Here is a 17,000-nt window from a genome sequence, read left to right as displayed (position 1 = left end):
CTGATAAGCGAGATATTGAACCGAAGGCTGTTCTCAATGGTACCAAGGAAAGATGCGCTTTCGGGGATCTTGCTTGTCGCTCTAGGGGTCGTCAGTCTCGGTATCGCGACATTCTTCCTTGTGCTTCGCCCGTCGCTGCTACCCGAGGACCTTGCCTATACGGGCGTTGACGCAAGTGCGCTGCCAGAGGCCTTTCACGATTGGCTTCGCATCGTTTTTCGCACCTGGGGCGGATTCATTGCAGGTTTAGGCTGCCTGTTGGTGGGAGTCGGCGTCTTCCTGCTCACGGGGCGCCTGCGCTGGCTCTATCTCGGCTCCTCGGCAGGCATCGTGCTTGCGTTTGGACGCTTCCTGTTCAGCAATATCGTGTTGGGCTCCAACTTCCTTTGGCTGATCGCGGCGGCGTTCGCGTTGGCGCTCTGCACAGCGTTTCTTTTGGTCGTTAGGAGTGGTCGATGAAGCGCAGCATGGAGCCTGCGGATTGCTTGGCTCGATGCTTTTGACCACCCATCGATGTGGTGGGCGCAACGCAGGGGGTCAGTCATCCGGGCGGCACCGGCTGGGCCGCATGGCTTCGGACGCCTGATGCCGGCTGCGATGCCGGCACCAGGCTTGTCGTGGTCTAGCCAAGGTCCTCATAGGTGAGGTAGGCCATCATGCCGGTCGCCATATGGTAGAGATGGTGGCAATGCAGCGGCCACGTCCCCGGATTATTGGCATCAAAGACGATCGTCACCGTGCCGCCGGGCGGAACCAGCACCGTATCGCGCAACGCTCCGCCCAGCTCCGTGCCGTTGATGGCGGTCACCTGGAAATGGTGCCCGTGCAGATGCATCGGATGCGACATCATGGATGCATTCCGCATGGTGATCTCGATGCGTTGGCGCCGCCGCGCGCGCAGCTCGTCGCCGCCGTCGATCGCCCACGCATAGCCTTGCATCTGGCCCGTGAGCGTCACCGTGAAGCGTCGATCGGGCGGTCTCGATGCAAGTGGATGGCGCGCCCGCAGACGCATCTCGAGGTCGGTACCGACGATCGGGCCCGGCGCATCGCTCGCAGTGTCGACGCGCTTTGCCGTGGATCCGGCTGTGGCGAGGATCACGCCGGTGCGCTCAACAGCGCCCTCCCGCATCGCGAGGATGGGGTAGGAACCTCCGCCTGACGGGAGCGACAGCGCGATGTCGAGGCGCTGTCCCATGCTGATCGGGAATTTTGCTCCGACGATTGGTTCAACGTCTTGGCCGTCGACGGCGACGAGGGTGCCCCGAAGAGTGCCCGTATCGACGGTAAAGCCCGTCGCGGTTGCGCCATTGATGATGCGAAGGCGAATGCGGCCGCCTTTTTCGACCCGCACGATCTCGGGGTCGTCGAGGGTCCGCTCATTAGCAAGATACGCGTCATACTCGATGTCGTTAAGGTCCATCCCGCCCATTTGCATGCCGGGCATCCCCGCCATGGGCATCTTGGCCATGTCGCCGGCACCCATCTTGGAATGATCCATCATCGGCATGCCCGCCATTCCGCCCGCTCCCATCGCCGAGTGGTCCATGGCAGCGCCATGATCCTGACCTTGCTTCAACCGGGCGAGCAGCTCCTCGACGGGCGTGAAGGAGAAATCGTGAAGGAGGATCACGACTTCCTGCTCGTCTCGCGCGCGGTCTGCCGCGCGGCGGACAATGAGCGGGGCGGCCAACAGATTCTGCTCCTGCAGCGTGTGAGCGTGCATCCAGTGCGTGCCGCCGTCGCCGACCGGGAATGTGTACCGATGGCTGCTTGCCGGCTTGAGCAAGGGCATCGGATTGTCGGGAACGCCATCGGCCTCCCAGGGCGGCGTGAGTCCATGCCAGTGAATCATCGTCGGCTGGTCGATCTGGTTCGATAGCTCGACGTCGAAGTGCGCATCGGCATCCAGTGTCAGCCCGTGCACGCCATTGGGCTGCAGCAAGCCGAAAACGCGCGCGGCGCGGCCATTGACCTCGATCGTCCGGCTCGTGGCCGCGAGCTTGATTGGCGGACGATCGCCCGGCGCCTGCGCCCAGCTGGTAACTGGACGCGCAAGCGCGCCGACACCGAGCGCTGCTGCGCCACCCATCATCGAGTTGAGAAAACTACGTCTGTTCATGGTGCTGATTCCTCATCGTGCCTGCATCGGGCAGGCGAGCTGATTGAGCGCGTCGTGGCGACGCGCACCGACTGGGGAGGTTGGGCTGGATCAGCGTCGAGGAGGTCCGTGCGGCTGGCCGACAAAGATGCCGGCGACCCAGTCGCCCCGGTCGAGCCGATGCTTGACGAGTATCGGCTGGGGCTGTTCGCCCGAGCCTGCAGCGACGGGAGCATTGCAAAGGCTGCACATCGACGTGCAACAGGAAGCAGGGCGGGCGTCGGCTCGCTTGTCGATGGCGTTCGCCGCGAAATGGACGACGGCGTCATGATTCGCGCTGTCAACGCTGCGGACGTGCTCTGCAAAGGGCGTTGCATGGGAGCACGGCATCACGTGCGCGCTCGCCATCGACATGCCCAGCCAGGCGAGCACGAGCACGGCGACCAAGGCCGTTCTCATGGAGCCGACAACACTCGTCAGTAACCACATCTGCGCGGAGAACCCTGTTTTCACGAGACTATCTTACCACGCCCCGTGTTCGATTGATCGGGATCAATCTGTTTGAGCTTTCGTGTTGTTGAGAATCGGACATGATCCCAGATGGCGATAGCTTTGATTATCAAAGGATCGGTGTCGCTCCAGGCCAGGTAAAGTGCGGCAGTGCCGCGAAGGCCGCGGCGCCGGCAGCACCCGCGAGGGCGGAGGCGCCGGCAAGCGGAAGCCAGAAACGCACCGGCCCCGTGGCGGCGGCGACGATCAAGCGGCCAACGGCATTGGTCGCGAGCGCGATCAACACGGCGTGGCCGACCGCCTCGACATCGGCCGAGGCTCCCAGAAGCCGCAGCGCGCTCAGAACTGCAACGTCGACATCGAAGACGCCGGAGACTGCAGATGTCGCCACCATTCCCGCGGAATGTCCCGAAGCGGCGGCAGCGCTGATGGTCGAGACGACGGCGAAGCCAACCGCGAAGAGGAGGAGCGGTCCGAGCTCGAACGGATTTCGGGGAGAACCATCGCCAGTTCCCGCGAGATTACCGCGCGTGAGATAAAGGCCTCCGCATATCGCAAAGACGGCGACCGCTGCGAGAATTGCAATGCCCGCGACGCCAAGCACGGAAGGCGCGACGATGGCGACGATTCCGGTGACCCGCAGCACCGAGACCGCTGCCGCGAGCGTCGCCGCTCCCGCAAGCGGCCATGGATTGCCGCCAGCGGCCGCCGTGCGCGCGAGCGCAAGCGTAACCGCTGTGGATGAGACGACCGCGCCCGCCAATCCGCCGACCAGCACGCCGCGCGTGGCGCCGAAGACGCGGACAGCGATATAGCCAAGATAGGAAATCGCAGCGGTGAGGACCGTGAAAATCCACACCTGCCGCGGATTGAAGCCGCCCCATGGATCGACCGCCTGCGCCGGAAGGAGCGGGAGGATGATCGCTGTCATGACCGCGAGCACGAGCGCGGCCCGCAGCTCGACCCATGAGATTCGCTTGACCAGCCCATGGAGGAGGTCGCGGCTCGCAAGAATGACGGCGAGCGCGGTGCCGCCAGCGGCCGCGGCGCGTTGATCGCCCGTGACCGCCAGCGCGCCGAGCATGAAGACGCTCATGCCTGCCACCACGCCCGTGACGCTGAAATCTGCATCGTGAAGGGCTTCGCGACTCTTGTACCAGGCAAATACGGCGGTGAAGGCGAAGAGCCCTGCGATCAGCAGGGAGGGCGCCTCCAGGCTGAGGGCGAGAGACGCCGTGAGACCGCCCAGCAGTCCTGTAATGGCGTAGGTGCGGATACCGGCGGTCCGTGCGCCATCCGGAGCATCGCGTTCACGCCAGCCACGCTCGAGGCCGACCAACAGGCCGATGGCGAGCGCCAGCCCGAGTTTGGCGATGAGAGACTCCATCACCAGCCTGCCGATAGCCGATGGTCACGGGGCGAACAGGGCCTCATCGCGCGCCCCGAAGCATGCGCCAAAGGACCGCGTCGCGGCGCCAGAAATGGTGCCAGAGCGCGGCACCTGCATGGAGGAGAACCAGCGTGAGCAATGTCCAGCTCAGCAGGCTGTGAAGCGGCGCGATCCTGAACGACACATACATGGCGATCGTGCCGGTCACCGGAAGCGCGATCAGGACACCGTAGAGAGCGGCATGCATGACCGCGGCGATGATACGCTCGCCTACCGACATGCCCTCGACAGGTGCCGGCCTGCCATAAGCGAAGCGCAGGACCAACTGCGCCAGAACGAGACCAAGGATGGCCCAGCCACTCCAGGCATGGACCTGATGCAGAAACAGGTCAAAGGGGCGCGGCTTCATGAAAAGGTGCATCATGTGGGTGCGCTGGATCGCCCAGGCCGTCGGCACCTGCACCAGGCACAAGACCAGCACCGTCCAATGCATGAGGCGATGGGCGAGGGGAAATCCATCCGGCGGCGCGGCGCGGCGCATCGATCCTGGCCCGAGCCACCTCAAGCCTCGACCTCGACGATATCCCCGGCCCGCGCGGCGTAATCGAGCGCGTAGGCGAGCTCGCCCGTCGTTTCGGCGTGGACATGGAGCAGGGGTTGCCCGCGATCGATGTCGTCGCCGAGCCGCACCGCCATGCGCAGGCCCGCCGCCTTCGCCTCCGGGGCGCCGGCGAGCTTGGCGAGCCGGGAGAGCTTGCGGTTGTTAATGTGAACGACGCGACCGGCGTGCGCCGCGGTCAACGGATGGACGTAGGACGCCTTCGGCGGCGTGCGAAAGCCACCCTGCGCCTGACAGATCGCCTCGAACTTCACCCATGCCCGCCCGCTTGCGAGCGTTTCAAGTGCGAGGTTCACACCTTCTCCCCGCGCAGCCTTGCCGCCGATCTCAAGCGCTGCGCCGGCCAGCGCCGCCGCGCGTCGGCGCAGATCGTCCGGCGCCTCCGGCGTGTTCTGCAGCACGGCGAGGACGTCGTAAGCCTCCAACGCCGGTCCGATTCCACGGCCGACAGGTTGGGAGCCGTCGGTCTGGACGCAGGTCGTCGCCAGGCGGAAGCGCTTCGCGACGGCGTCGAGGCGCGAAGCCAACCGGTTGGCCGCGTCGTCGCCCCGCACCTTCGCCGTCGGCCCGACAGGGATGTCGATGACGACATGGGTCGAGCCCGCTGCGATCTTCTTCGACAAAACCGAGGCGACGAGCTGCCCTTCGGTGTCGATATCGAGTTCGCGCTCGACGCGCACAAAGATGTCGTCAGCGGGGCTCAGATGCACGGCGCCGCCCCAGGCGACGCAGCCCCCTTCGCTTTCGACGACGCGTCTCAACGTAGCGAGATCGAGTTCGACCGGCGCCAGCGTTTCCATCGTGTCGGCGGTGCCGGCCGGGGAAGTGATGGCGCGCGAGGAGGTCTTGGGCATGACCAGCCCGTTCGCGGCAACGATCGCGACGACGATCGGCGTCGTCCGGTTGCCGGGAAGGCCGCCCACACAATGCTTGTCGACGACAATCGGCGCGTCCCACCGCATCCGCTCCCCGACATCGACCATGGCGCCTGTCAGATCGACGGTCTCGTTCTCGTCGAGGGGGAGAGCGGCGCTGGCGGTGAGGAATGCCGCAAGGTGGACTTCGGTGTAACGCCCTGCAACGATATCACGCAGAATCTCGGCAAAGGCGTGGGCGTCGAGCCGATTGCCATAGATGCGCTGACGCACACTGGCGAGAGAATCGATCGCGGGCGCGTGGCTGACATGGACCGCATCGCCGTCGGTGAGCCCGAGCCGTTCCCAGGCGGTCTCCGAAAGGCCGACCTCGTCGATGGCGATCAGGCCATCGCCATCGACCTGAAACAGGGTCGCCTGGACCTCTCCTTTGCCGTTCGACACGAGCACCTGCGATCGCGCCGACAAGCCCTCCGATCGGCAGACGTGGCAATCGCTGCGCATGACGGCCACTGCCTGATGCTGCGTGTGCAGCCGGATGCGCCTGACTCGGAGCGTGGGCTGAGCAGGAATCGTCGCGACGGAAGACGTCATAGCTTGAAAGCCTGGTCCTGACGCGGAACGACGGCGTTCCATCCGAGCTCGCGGTCGATGCGAACCCGCAAGGCTTCGGAGCCCTCATCCTCGCCATGCACGATGAAAATGCGGGTCGGCGCATGCCGGAACCCCGACAGCCATCGTAACAGCTCATTGGAATCGGCATGAGCCGAGAGCATCGACAGTTCCTGGACAGCGGCGCGGACGGGAATCCACTCGCCATGAATTTTGGTCTCCTGGGCGCCCTGCAGCATGGCGCGGCCGCGGGTGCCTGCTGCCTGGAAACCCGAGAAAAGAATGGTGTTGCGGGCATGGGGGGCGAAGGTCTTCAGGTGATGGAGGACACGCCCGCCGGTCGCCATGCCGCTCGCTGAGATCACCACCTTGGGATAGGGGCTTGCGGTAATCGCCTTCGAAGCCTCGACATCGCGCGTGTAGGTCGCGATCGCGCAGACCTCCTTGCATTGCTCGGGCGTCAGGCGGTGATCCTGGCGATGGGCATGCAAAAGGTCGGTGGCGTCGATCGCCATGGGGCTGTCTAGATAGACCGGAACCTGGGCCAGGCGCCCTGCCGTCTTGAGCTTCCACAGATGATAGAGCAGTGACTGGGCGCGACCGACGGCGAAGGCCGGGACGACGACCGTCCCACCGCGCGCGATTGTCCGCTCGACGACGGCGCCGAGCGCCTCGGTCGGATCGGCCGGATCGTGAACACGATTGCCATAGGTCGATTCAATCAGAACGTAGTCGGCTTCCGGCACCGGCGCTGGATCGGGCAGAACCGGATCGTCATAGCGTCCGAGGTCCCCAGAGAATGCGACGCGCCGGCCGCCCCATTGGATCTCGGCGGTGGCCGCGCCGAGGATATGCCCGGCATGGCGGAAAGTCAGGGTCGCGCCAAAGGGCAGCTGGGTCGGTGTGTCGAACGGAACGGTCGAGAAGAACTCGAGGCTGCGTTCCGCATCGCGGATGCCGTAGAGCGCGAGCGCCGGCTTGTGCTTCGAGAAGCCTTTCCGGTTGGCGTATTCGGCATCCTTTTCCTGCAGGTGCCCACTGTCCTTGAGGATGAGCTCCGAGACGTCGCGCGTCGCGGACGTCGCATAAATCCTTCCACGAAAACCATCACGCACGAGCTTCGGAAGGTAGCCCGAATGGTCGAGATGGGCATGCGTCAGGATGACGGCGTCAATGCTCGACGGCGCGATCGGCAGCGGCTCCCAGTTCAACTCGCGCAGGTTCTTGAGGCCCTGAAACAGACCGCAGTCGACCAGGATGCGCTTGTCGCCGTTGGCGAGGAGATGTTTCGAGCCGGTGACGGTGCCTGCGCCGCCGAGGGAGGTGAGTGTGAGCATGTCGTCCTTCACTGCGTGGCGGTGGACAGAGCGGCGGGTGTGCCCTTCCCATCGATGGCGTTGCGTTCGTCAGGCGTGAGGTGGTCGTGGCGGGACCAGCCGGCGAGCGGAGCCGCCGCGTCGATCAGATGCGCCCATGAGCACCGATTGGCGAACAGCATCCCGGCGACGTCGAGCGTGCCGCCCCGGCTGATATAGCCGCGCGCGCCGGTCCGTTTCGGGCCCTCGTCGAGCCGGCGCAGCAGGCCGAGCATCGGCTCCGGACGGGTGTGCGACACGATCAGGCGCGGGACGCCGGGCGGAAAGAGGCGCGCGAGCGTATCGTCTGTCGCCACGAAGCGCGCTTCGATCGGATCGCGTGGGATCCGAAAACGGCCGGGCTCATTGATCGCCGTCACCAGGACATGCCGTCCGCGCGCCTTCAGCCGACGGGCGGCCTTGAGCGCCTCTTCGAGCTGGTAGGCGCCGATCGCGACGATCTGCAGCTCCGCGCTCCCGGCCTGTCCGAAAACAGGGGCGGCGCCGTCGGCCACGAAACGGGTCGCGGCCTCGCCGTCGAAGCGATGCGGCATGTCTCGCTTCGAAACGATCACGCAGCCGACTTGCCCGCGTCCGTCGAAGACCGAGACCATCGTGGCGACCGCGCTGTTGGCGTCCACAGGGAACAGCACACGCGCCGTATCGGACATTTCGCCAAACAGCGCCTCGCCGAGGGTCGGGTCCTGGTGCGATTGCTCGTTCTTGGAGTTCTCCCAGGTATGCGAGGTGACGACGAGCGGCACCGAAATCCAGCCCGGCTCCTTGCCATCCTCGCGCTGGCGGCGCGCGAACACGATTTCCTGTCGCAGGCCGCCGAGCATCTTCATCGCGAAGGCCTCGTAGCTGACGATGAGATTGATCCCGCCCTTGTTCGCAAGTGCCGCGGCGGCGACCGCCTCCTCGTTGAGCGCCGTGATCACACCGCCGTCGTAGGCCTCGGCCACGCCTGTCTCCGGCGCGTTGACGCGATGGCGCAGGCGCTCGAGGGTCGCGCTCATATGGTTGGAGCTCAGCTCGTCCGGATTGCCGACGCGCACTCTGAGCCCCGGATTGGCATCGACAAGCCGGACGAACCAGCGATCGAGCGCATGCATGGCGCAATCGGGCGGAGCGTTCGTATCGGTCCATTGCGGCTGCGGCTGGATCGGCTGAGGCGGATGGCGCGAAGCCAGCGGATGCCGGCTCGCCGCGGGCCGGTTCTGCTCCTGGTGGACGGCGATGGCGGAGACCGCCGCAGCGATGTCGGCTGGCGCGACAAACAGAGCCCGCGCCGCCTCATTGAACGCATCGCGCGCGGCCCGATCGCGCGACGGGTTTGCGGCAAGCGGCAGGTTATGCGCGGCATTGGTGCCCGCGCCGGGAAAGCCGAAGCCCTTCACGGTTTCGGCGATGGCGTAGGGGATGGGAGCAGGATAGCTGCGGGCGGGATCGGCGGCAAAACGGCCGAGGCGTTCCTCCGCCGTCAGGATCGCCCAGACGAAGGCTGCGGGATCACGGCCGTCGATCCCGAAGGGGTCGAAGCCGTTGAGCCTGAGATGATCGGCAAGCCACGCCGCGCCGCCTTGCTGCGCGATCTGCGCCCGCTCCTCGATACGCCGCCCATTGAGGATCATGATGGGAACGACGAGGCCGCAATCCTCCGCCCGCCACCAGCGCGCCGTCCAGTCCGAGCCCCGCTGCTCCTCGAAGGCGCCGTCGCTCAGAAAGGCGACCAGGCTCTCTCCCGGCAGCGGTGCGTGGACATACTGGACTTCGGCGAAGCCGAGATAGCCGCCCTCGGAGATAGCGCCGGCCGTGTTTGGCCCGGCATGGCTGCCAATCGGAACCGCCGGCCGGCCGTCGGCGTCGATCGCGTAGGAATAGAAATCGGCGGCAAGCTGGGACAGGCCCTTCTCGCTGCGGTCATAGCGGCCTTTTTGCGCGTCGGAGACATCGCCGGTGAGGGCGTTGACCGCCTCGACCGCGGCGACACAATGGCCCTGTCCCATCAGCCAGGAGCGAGTCGTGGCCGACAAGGCGTTCGCCGTCAGATAGCCGACAAAGGCGGGCACCATGTTCAGCGATCCGCCGGTGTGCCCTTCCGGCGCAGTCTTGAAGGCGTCGGCCGGCAAAGGCGCTCCGGATAGATCGACTCGCTTGGCATAGGTCATGTGCACGACCGTCCACATCGCGGCACATGCCAGCCGGTCAGCGGCGGCGAGACGACGATAAAACGTTTCCGGGTCGAATCTCCCCGATTGCGCAAGCGTGCGAATGCGCTCCACCGTCTCGTCGCCGTGCGTGATCGGGCCGTAGCCGCTGCGCCAGTGTTCGACGGCTGATGATGTCGTTGCGACCATACGCTTGTCATTCCTTGAGTTCTCTGTGTCGGCTGTCCTATTCGACCCCGCCGGTCCAGGGTGGAGGGTCGCTTGCGGGAAAGGAATCGATGCCCGCCCGTTCCACGTCGTCGATCGGCTCAGGTGGCCGCCGATGGCGGATCGGCCCAGGACCGGGCGTGTCTGCGGCAGCGACCGCATCGGCGATCAGCCGGGCGAGCCCGATCGCGTTGCTGGCGTGGCTGACGGAATTAGTCGAGACAATCCTGCCGCAGAGCGGCGCCAACCGCGCATAGGAGTCGCCGGCGAAGATGCCGTGCACCACCGCGACGTCGGGGCGGGTAAAACCCTGCGACGGCAGCTGGCGCGCCGCTTCGATGAGAGTGTTGCCGGACGAGGCGATATCGTCGACGAGTACGGGCTGTAGATCACTCCATTGCGAGAGGTCCGGCAGCGCGACTTCGACATCGCGGTCGCCATGGCGGATCTTGCGCAGCACGGCATGCGGCGCGCCGATCCGCGCCGCGATCGCCGACACCCACTGTTCGCTTTCCTCATCCGGACCGATGACGAGCGGCTTGGTGATCGAAGCCGCGATCCAGTCGGCCAGCAACGGTGCGGCATGCAGCGTCAGCGTCCGGATGTCGTAGAGCGCGGACAGCGCCGGATAGCGGTGAAGATGAGGATCAACAGTGACGAGCCGGTCGAAGCTGGATGAGATCAGGCGCGCGAAGCTGCGCGACGTGACGGCTTCGCCCGGCTGGAAACGGCGATCCTGCCGCATATAGGCGAGATAAGGGGCGACCAGCGTCACCTCGGCCGCGCCGAGGGAGCGTGCTGCATCGGCAAGGAAGATGAGGCGCAGGAAACCTTCGTCGGGTCGAGCGAGGGTCGAAACCAGCAGAACCGCTCGTCCTGCCACGTCGGAGGCGAGGCGCACATAGGTCTCGCCATCGGGGAAGTTGCGCGTCTCGATGGCGCCGACCTCGCCGGCGCCGGCGCTTGCAAGATCGCGCGCGAAGGCCTCATTGCCCGGCAAGGGGATGATAATGTGCGGAAAATTCTTCGAGACGGGGACAATGGCCATTCTTTATCTTTCGTCGTCTCGCCTCGGCGTTTAGCAGGACCCGGCGTCGGCTCGTGATTTCTGTCGCGAAGGCGAAGACTCGGTTCCTGATAAGGCTGCGCGGCGCCGCAATTCTTTAATCGAGATTAAGTTCTGTCCGGGTCCCTGCCGACCGTCCGGGCTCGTGGAATCGCCTTTCCCGTCGCGCTCAATGCCTGGGTAGACGGTCTCGCCGGCAGCGACTTTCCGGGCGCAACCTTGATTTGAGTTAAAGTTTCGGCCGGCACGGACGCGCATCGTCGCCGCCGAGGAGGGGGCACGGGTTCGCCGTTGTCGGCGAGCTCTCTAGGCCCTGATGCTCATTAGACGTGGTGATCGGTTACGTTCCGGGGCTGATGATTTCAACCGGATCGCGCCCGTCACGGACGAGGGAAGTACGGGAAGGCGGCTGATGGCGACTGACAACAAAGCTCCCGCCAAGCGGGTCTTCAAGTTCGACATCCTTTACTTCATCGCGGTTTTTTTCGCCGTTCTGCTGATTCGTGATCTGCTGGTCGGCCAGAACCACGTCAAGGTCATCCCCTATAGCGAATTCCAGAACCTCATCGAAAAGGACGGTGTCACCGACCTGATTGTCGGTCCAACCGAGATCACCGGCGCCTATAAGCCGCCGGTCGACAAGGACGCGCCTCAGCATTTCTCGACCGTTCGCGTCGACCCCCAGATCGCGGATGTGCTCACCCGCCGCAATATTTCCTTCTCCGGGCAACCGGCGCCCGGCCTTTTCGAAAACCTGCTGTCGTGGCTCATGCCGGCCGCGATGTTCGTGCTGATCTGGATGTTTCTGCTGCGCCCGATGATGGCCGGGCAGCATGGCGGGTTGATGAGCATTGGTCGCAGCCGGGCCAAGGTCTATGCGGAGAAGGGCGTGAAGGTGACATTCGCGGATGTCGCGGGCGTCGACGAGGCAAAGCAGGAGCTCGCCGAAGTCGTCGGGTTTCTCAAGGACCCGGCAACCTCTGGCCGGCTCGGCGCACGCATTCCCAAAGGTTTGCTTCTCGTCGGACCGCCCGGAACGGGCAAGACGCTGTTGGCGCGCGCCGTCGCTGGAGAATCGGGCGTTCGCTTTTTCTCCATCACGGGCTCCGAATTCGTCGAAATGTTCGTCGGCGTCGGCGCCTCGCGCGTGCGCGACCTTTTCCAGCAGGCGCGCGAGCAGGCGCCAGCCATCGTCTTCATCGACGAGCTCGACGCGCTGGGCCGCGCGCGTGGCATCGATGTGCCAGGCGGGGGACACGACGAGAAGGAGCAGACGCTCAATCAGCTGCTCGCCGAGATGGACGGCTTCGACCCCAGCGTCGGCATCGTCGTCCTCGCAGCAACCAACCGGCCCGAGATCCTCGATCCGGCGCTTTTGCGGGCCGGGCGCTTCGATCGGCAGGTTCTGGTCGACCGTCCCGACCGGCAGGGCCGGATCGACATCCTCAACGTGCATCTGAAGAAGATCAGTGTGGCGCCCGATCTCGACGTCGCAGCGGTCGCGGCGCTCACACCGGGATTTACCGGCGCCGATCTGGCCAATCTCGTCAACGAGGCTGCGCTTGTTGCCACGCGCCGTGGCGCGAGCGCCACCGTTCTCGACGATTTCACACAGGCTGTGGAGCGTATCGTCGCCGGACTCGAGAAGAAGAGCCGGATTCTCATTCCGCGCGAGCGTGAGATCGTCGCCCATCACGAAATGGGACATGCGCTCGTCGCCATGGCCCTGCCGCAGACAGACGTGGTGCAGAAGGTCTCGATCATCCCGCGCGGCATCGCGGCGCTGGGCTACACGCTGCAGCGGCCGATCGAGGATCGCTTTCTCATGAGCCAGTCCGAGCTGGAGGATCGCATGGCGGTGCTGCTCGGCGGCCGTGCCGCCGAAAGCCTGGTCTTCGACGAGATTTCGACCGGCGCGGCCGACGATCTGGTCAAAGCGACGGACATTGCGCGCAACATGGTGGTTCGGTTCGGCATGTCGAAGGAGCTGGGACAGGTCGCCTACGAGCCGGAGACAGGCAGCTTCCTGGTCGGCCAAACCCCGGTCTGGCGTCCACGTACCTATAGCGATGAGACGGCCGAGGCGATCGATCACATGGTGAAGGACCTCATCAGCAGCGCCTTCCAGAAGGCCCGCGCGATCCTCGAGCGCAACCGGTCAATGCTCGACGCCAGCGCGCGCGAGCTTCTCGCCCGCGAGACGCTCGGCCCGGATGAACTCGCCACGTTGACCGCGGGGCTCGAGCGCGAGGTGCGGCGAAAGCCCGGTCTCGCTCTGGTCGAATGATGCGGATCGGAAACTGCCAGATTGGCCTGCTCGGCGGGCGCTCGCTGTTCAGGGGTATCTATGGTGCGTAGATCGTCCGTTGTCGTCGTCGCCGTGCTGGTCGCCACCGCTGCGGCCGGCGCCTACGTCTATTGGCTACGAACGCAGAACCAGGTGCCTGCGGGGTTAGCGCGGGTGAATGGAAGGATCGAGGTCGAGCGGGTCGACATCACCAGCAAATATGCCGGCCGTCTGGCCGAAGTGATGGTCGACGAGGGGGCCAACGTCAGCAAGGGCGACGTCCTCGCCCGGCTCGATACGAGCGAGATCCGGGCGCAATTGACGGCGGCGAGAGCTGCTGTCCATCGCAGCCATCAGAGCGTGGCCAGCGCTGAAGCCAGCGTCGCGCTACGCGAGGCGGAACTCAATCTCGCGCAAATCGAGCTCCAGCGTGTCGTGGATCTCATGCGGACGAATACCTCCACGCAGGCCGAGCTCGATCGGCGGACGGCACAGCGCGACATCGCACGAGCCTCGCTGCTGACCGCGAAAGCCGCAGTCGAGGACGCCAAGGCCTCGGTGGAGGTCGCCGAGGCGCAGGTCAGCCAGATCGAAGCCGCCATCGCCGACATGACGTTGAGGGCGCCGGTGTCCGGCCGCGTCGAGTACCGGCTGGCGCGAACCGGAGAGGTTGTCGGCGCCGGAGGGCGGGTCCTCACCGTCTTCGATCTTTCGGATGCGCACATGACCATCTATCTGCCGACGGCCTCCGCTGGTCGTGTGGCCGTCGGTTCGCAAGCCCGCCTCGTGCTGGATGGCCCGGGCGGTTTTGTCCTGCCGGCGACCGTGTCCTTCGTCTCCGCCGACGCGCAGTTCACGCCGAAATTCGTCGAGACCGCGAACGAACGCGAGAAGCTGATGTATCGCGTCAAGCTGCACCTCGATCCGGCCCTTGTGGCCTCCGAGCGGGGCTATGTGAAGGCGGGCATGACCGGCAACGCCTATGTCCCGGTGACGGGCAACGCGAACTGGCCGGCCGAGCTTGCGCCGAGGCTGCCCGATGGAGGCTGAGTCAGCAGCAGCCGTCAGCCTCTCGGCGATCCATCAGGCCTATGGGAAGGTGATCGCGCTTCGCGATCTCGGGCTCTTGATATCAACGGGCTGCAAGCTTGCGATTGTCGGTCCAGATGGCGTTGGGAAGTCGACTTTGCTGGGTCTGATCGCGGGGGTGCGGCGCATCCAGCGCGGTTCGGTTCGCGTGCTCGGCGGTGACATGGCCTCGGCGTCCCACCGCAGCGCGGCCGCGCCGCGGATCGCCTATATGCCGCAAGGGCTCGGACGCAATCTTTATCCGACGCTTTCGGTCATGGAGAATATCGACTTTTTCGCCCGACTCTACAGCCAGCCGGACGGCCGCAGACGTCGACGGATCGATCAGCTCATGCGGGTCACCGGGCTTTTTACCTTTGCCGACAGGCCGGCGGGAAAGCTGTCAGGCGGGATGAAACAGAAGCTCGGCCTGTGCTGCGCGCTGGTGCATGATCCCGATCTTCTCATCCTCGATGAGCCGACGACGGGCATCGATCCGCTGTCGCGCCGCCAGTTCTGGACGCTGATCGCGCGTATCCAGGCCGAGCGGCCGGCCATGACGGTGATCGTGGCGACCGCCTATATGGAGGAGGCCGGCGAGTTCGATCGCATCATCGCCATGGATGATGGAGCGATCATCGCCGACGGCAGCAAGGCGGAGCTTCTCGCCCGGACCGGCGCCGCCACGCTCGAGCAAGCCTATATCGAGCTGCAGCGCCCAGAGCGGCGCGGCGCGCGCCCAGTGTCGTCCGTGCCACGTCTTGTGCCGGATGGCGGGCCCCCGGCCATCGTGGCCGAAGGCCTGACGATGCGCTTCGGCGATTTCACCGCGGTCGACCATGTGAGCTTCCGCATCGAGCGAGGCGAGATCTTCGGCTTCCTCGGCTCCAATGGCTGCGGCAAGACGACCACGATGAAGATGCTGACCGGGCTGCTGCCGGCGACGGAAGGACGCGCCGAGCTTCTGGGAAAGCCCGTGGACGCCCGTGATATCTCGACTAGGACGCGGATCGGCTACGTCTCGCAAACCTTCTCGCTCTACGAAGAATTGTCCGTGCGCGGCAATCTCGAATTGCACGGGCGGCTCTGTGGCATTGGCGGCAAGACGCTCGTCGAGCGTGTCGAACAAGGCTTGTCGCGCTTCGAACTCGCTGATGTCGCCGAGACGCTGCCAGACGCATTGCCGTTGGGCATGCGCCAGCGGCTTCAGCTGGCGGCGGCATGTCTGCACCGGCCGGACGTCCTGATCCTGGACGAGCCGACGTCAGGTGTCGACCCGGCGGCGCGCGACCGCTTCTGGAGCCTTTTGGTGGAGATGTCGCGCAAAGACGGGGTGACGATTTTCATCTCGACGCACTTCATGAACGAGGCCGAGCGCTGCGACCGCGTCTCTCTCATGCATGCCGGTCGGGTGCTGGCCGTCGGCGCGCCACACGAGCTTCAGACCGCGCGCGGGGCTGCGAGCCTCGACGACGCCTTCGTCGCCTACCTGGAGGATGCCGCCGCGACCGGATCCGACGCGGAGACGCCCAGTGAGGGTGCCTGGTCAACCGAGCCCGCTGCGCCAGCCTCCAAGGACGACGCCATTGCGCCGCCACGGCCGCTCCTGGCGCCGGCGAAGCGGATCTGGACGTTCGCACGGCGCGAGGCGCTGGAGCTCAGCCGGGACCGCATTCGGCTGGCTTTCGCGCTCGTCGGCCCCCTCCTACTCATGGCGGCGTTCGGCTACGGGATTTCCTTCGATATCGAAGGCCTGCGTTACGCCGTACTCGACCGCGACCAGTCGCTGGAAAGCCGTGCGTTTCTCGATCAGTTCTCGAACTCCCGGTATTTTGTCGAGCAGGAACGCCTTGGCGAGGAGATCGACATCGATCGGCGCTTGCGCGCCGGTGAGCTGAAGTTCGCCATCGACATCCCGCCTGGCTTCGGGCGCGACCTGTTGCAAGGGCATCGTCCCGAAATCGGCTTCTGGCTCGACGGCGGCAACACCTTCCCCGCCGAGACCGCTCGCGCCTATATCCTGGGGACGCTTCAGACCTATGCCGGCGAGCTCGCGCGCGCCTCGCGCGCGGCAGACGGGCCGCCGGCGGAGACGCTGCGGGTCGAACCGCGCTTTCGCTACAATCAGGATTTCCGCAGCGTCTTTGCGATCACGCCCGGATCGATCATGCTCCTGCTGATCATCTTCCCGGCCATGCTGACGGCCCTCGGCGTCGTCCGGGAGAAGGAGATGGGCTCGATCGCGAACGTCTATGCGTCGCCGGCGACGGTGGGTGAATATCTGCTGGGCAAGCAGCTCCCCTATGTCGCGATCGGGATCTTGAGTTATCTGAGCTTGCTGGCCTTTGCCGGCGGTGTACTCGGCGTCGTGCCGAAGGGCTCGCTGCTGGCGCTCTCTCTGGCGGCCGTCCTCTATGTCTTCGCCGCTACGGCCTTCGGCCTCCTGGTTTCGGCCTTCGTCTCGACCCAGGTGGCAGCGATCTTCGGCACCGCGATCCTGACCGCGATGACCGCGGCCCATTATTCCGGATTCCTGATCCCGGCCTCCTCGCTGGAGGGCCCGGGGCGCATCATGGGCCTGTCTTTCCCCCCGCTCTGGTTCCAGACGATCAGCCTGGGGGTCTTCGCCAAGGGACTCGACACACCCGCCTTCACCCGCGAGCTCATTGTGCTGGCCGGTTTCGGGCTGGGATTCCTGCTGCTCGCGCGGCTGCTGATCCGCAAACAGGGGGCGTAGCG

At 65.5% G+C, this 17,000-nt stretch carries 12 protein-coding genes; 4 read left to right on the top strand and 8 right to left on the bottom strand.

Annotation, left to right across the window (positions count from 1 at the left end; translation table 11 throughout):
• Positions 1–15 precede the first annotated feature (15 nt).
• Complete coding sequence (locus ACO2RJ_RS20660) at positions 16–459, top strand: hypothetical protein (protein ID WP_245479722.1); 444 nt, start codon at positions 16–18, stop codon at positions 457–459.
• Positions 460–622: 163 nt separating this feature from the next.
• Here the strand turns inward: ACO2RJ_RS20660 and ACO2RJ_RS20655 are convergent, their stop codons facing one another.
• The 8 genes from ACO2RJ_RS20655 to ACO2RJ_RS20620 form a co-directional block, all read right to left on the bottom strand.
• Entirely contained in the window at positions 623–2,122 is a 1,500-nt protein-coding gene (locus ACO2RJ_RS20655) for a multicopper oxidase family protein (protein ID WP_128778336.1), read from the bottom strand.
• A gap of 90 nt (positions 2,123–2,212) precedes the next feature.
• The gene (locus tag ACO2RJ_RS20650) at positions 2,213–2,548 is read right to left on the bottom strand and encodes a hypothetical protein (protein WP_152014057.1); all 336 of its coding nucleotides are present in this window, start codon (positions 2,546–2,548) and stop codon (positions 2,213–2,215) included.
• A 172-nt stretch (positions 2,549–2,720) separates the two neighbouring features.
• Entirely contained in the window at positions 2,721–3,998 is a 1,278-nt protein-coding gene (locus ACO2RJ_RS20645) for an MgtC/SapB family protein (protein WP_128778334.1), read from the bottom strand.
• A gap of 43 nt (positions 3,999–4,041) precedes the next feature.
• Positions 4,042–4,542, bottom strand: a complete 501-nt coding sequence (locus ACO2RJ_RS20640) for a cytochrome b (RefSeq protein WP_128778333.1) — start codon at positions 4,540–4,542, stop codon at positions 4,042–4,044.
• 20 nt (positions 4,543–4,562) lie between these two features.
• Entirely contained in the window at positions 4,563–6,089 is a 1,527-nt protein-coding gene (locus ACO2RJ_RS20635; RefSeq protein WP_152014060.1) for a thymidine phosphorylase family protein, read from the bottom strand.
• Positions 6,086–7,444 carry an MBL fold metallo-hydrolase RNA specificity domain-containing protein gene (locus tag ACO2RJ_RS20630; RefSeq protein ID WP_128778332.1) on the bottom strand — a complete coding sequence of 453 codons (1,359 nt, stop codon included), beginning with the start codon at positions 7,442–7,444 and terminating at the stop codon, positions 6,086–6,088. The genes ACO2RJ_RS20635 and ACO2RJ_RS20630 overlap by 4 nt, the downstream gene beginning before the upstream one ends.
• 8 nt (positions 7,445–7,452) lie before the next feature.
• Positions 7,453–9,822 carry a xylulose 5-phosphate 3-epimerase gene (locus ACO2RJ_RS20625; protein WP_128778331.1) on the bottom strand — a complete coding sequence of 790 codons (2,370 nt, stop codon included), beginning with the start codon at positions 9,820–9,822 and terminating at the stop codon, positions 7,453–7,455.
• 37 nt (positions 9,823–9,859) lie between these two features.
• Entirely contained in the window at positions 9,860–10,888 is a 1,029-nt protein-coding gene (locus ACO2RJ_RS20620) for a ribose-phosphate pyrophosphokinase (protein WP_128778330.1), read from the bottom strand.
• Positions 10,889–11,318: 430 nt separating this feature from the next.
• Between ACO2RJ_RS20620 and ftsH the strand changes: the two genes are divergently transcribed.
• Genes ftsH through rbbA form a run of 3 tightly spaced genes read left to right on the top strand, consistent with a single transcriptional unit; the run spans position 11,319 to position 16,998 of the window.
• The gene (gene ftsH / locus ACO2RJ_RS20615) at positions 11,319–13,193 is read left to right on the top strand and encodes an ATP-dependent zinc metalloprotease FtsH (protein ID WP_128778329.1); all 1,875 of its coding nucleotides are present in this window, start codon (positions 11,319–11,321) and stop codon (positions 13,191–13,193) included.
• Positions 13,194–13,253: 60 nt separating this feature from the next.
• Positions 13,254–14,243: an HlyD family secretion protein gene (locus ACO2RJ_RS20610; protein ID WP_128778328.1), complete on the top strand. Its 990-nt coding sequence runs from the start codon at positions 13,254–13,256 to the stop codon at positions 14,241–14,243.
• Positions 14,233–16,998 carry a ribosome-associated ATPase/putative transporter RbbA gene (gene rbbA, locus ACO2RJ_RS20605; protein WP_128778327.1) on the top strand — a complete coding sequence of 922 codons (2,766 nt, stop codon included), beginning with the start codon at positions 14,233–14,235 and terminating at the stop codon, positions 16,996–16,998. Before ACO2RJ_RS20610 ends, rbbA begins: the two co-directional genes overlap by 11 nt.
• Positions 16,999–17,000: the final 2 nt, after the last annotated feature.

It is taken from the genome of Hansschlegelia sp. KR7-227 (assembly GCF_049446035.1).
GTDB lineage: Bacteria > Pseudomonadota > Alphaproteobacteria > Rhizobiales > Methylopilaceae > Methylopila.
Note: the sequence above shows the minus strand (reverse complement) of the source record. Positions and strands in the feature narration are given on the sequence as shown.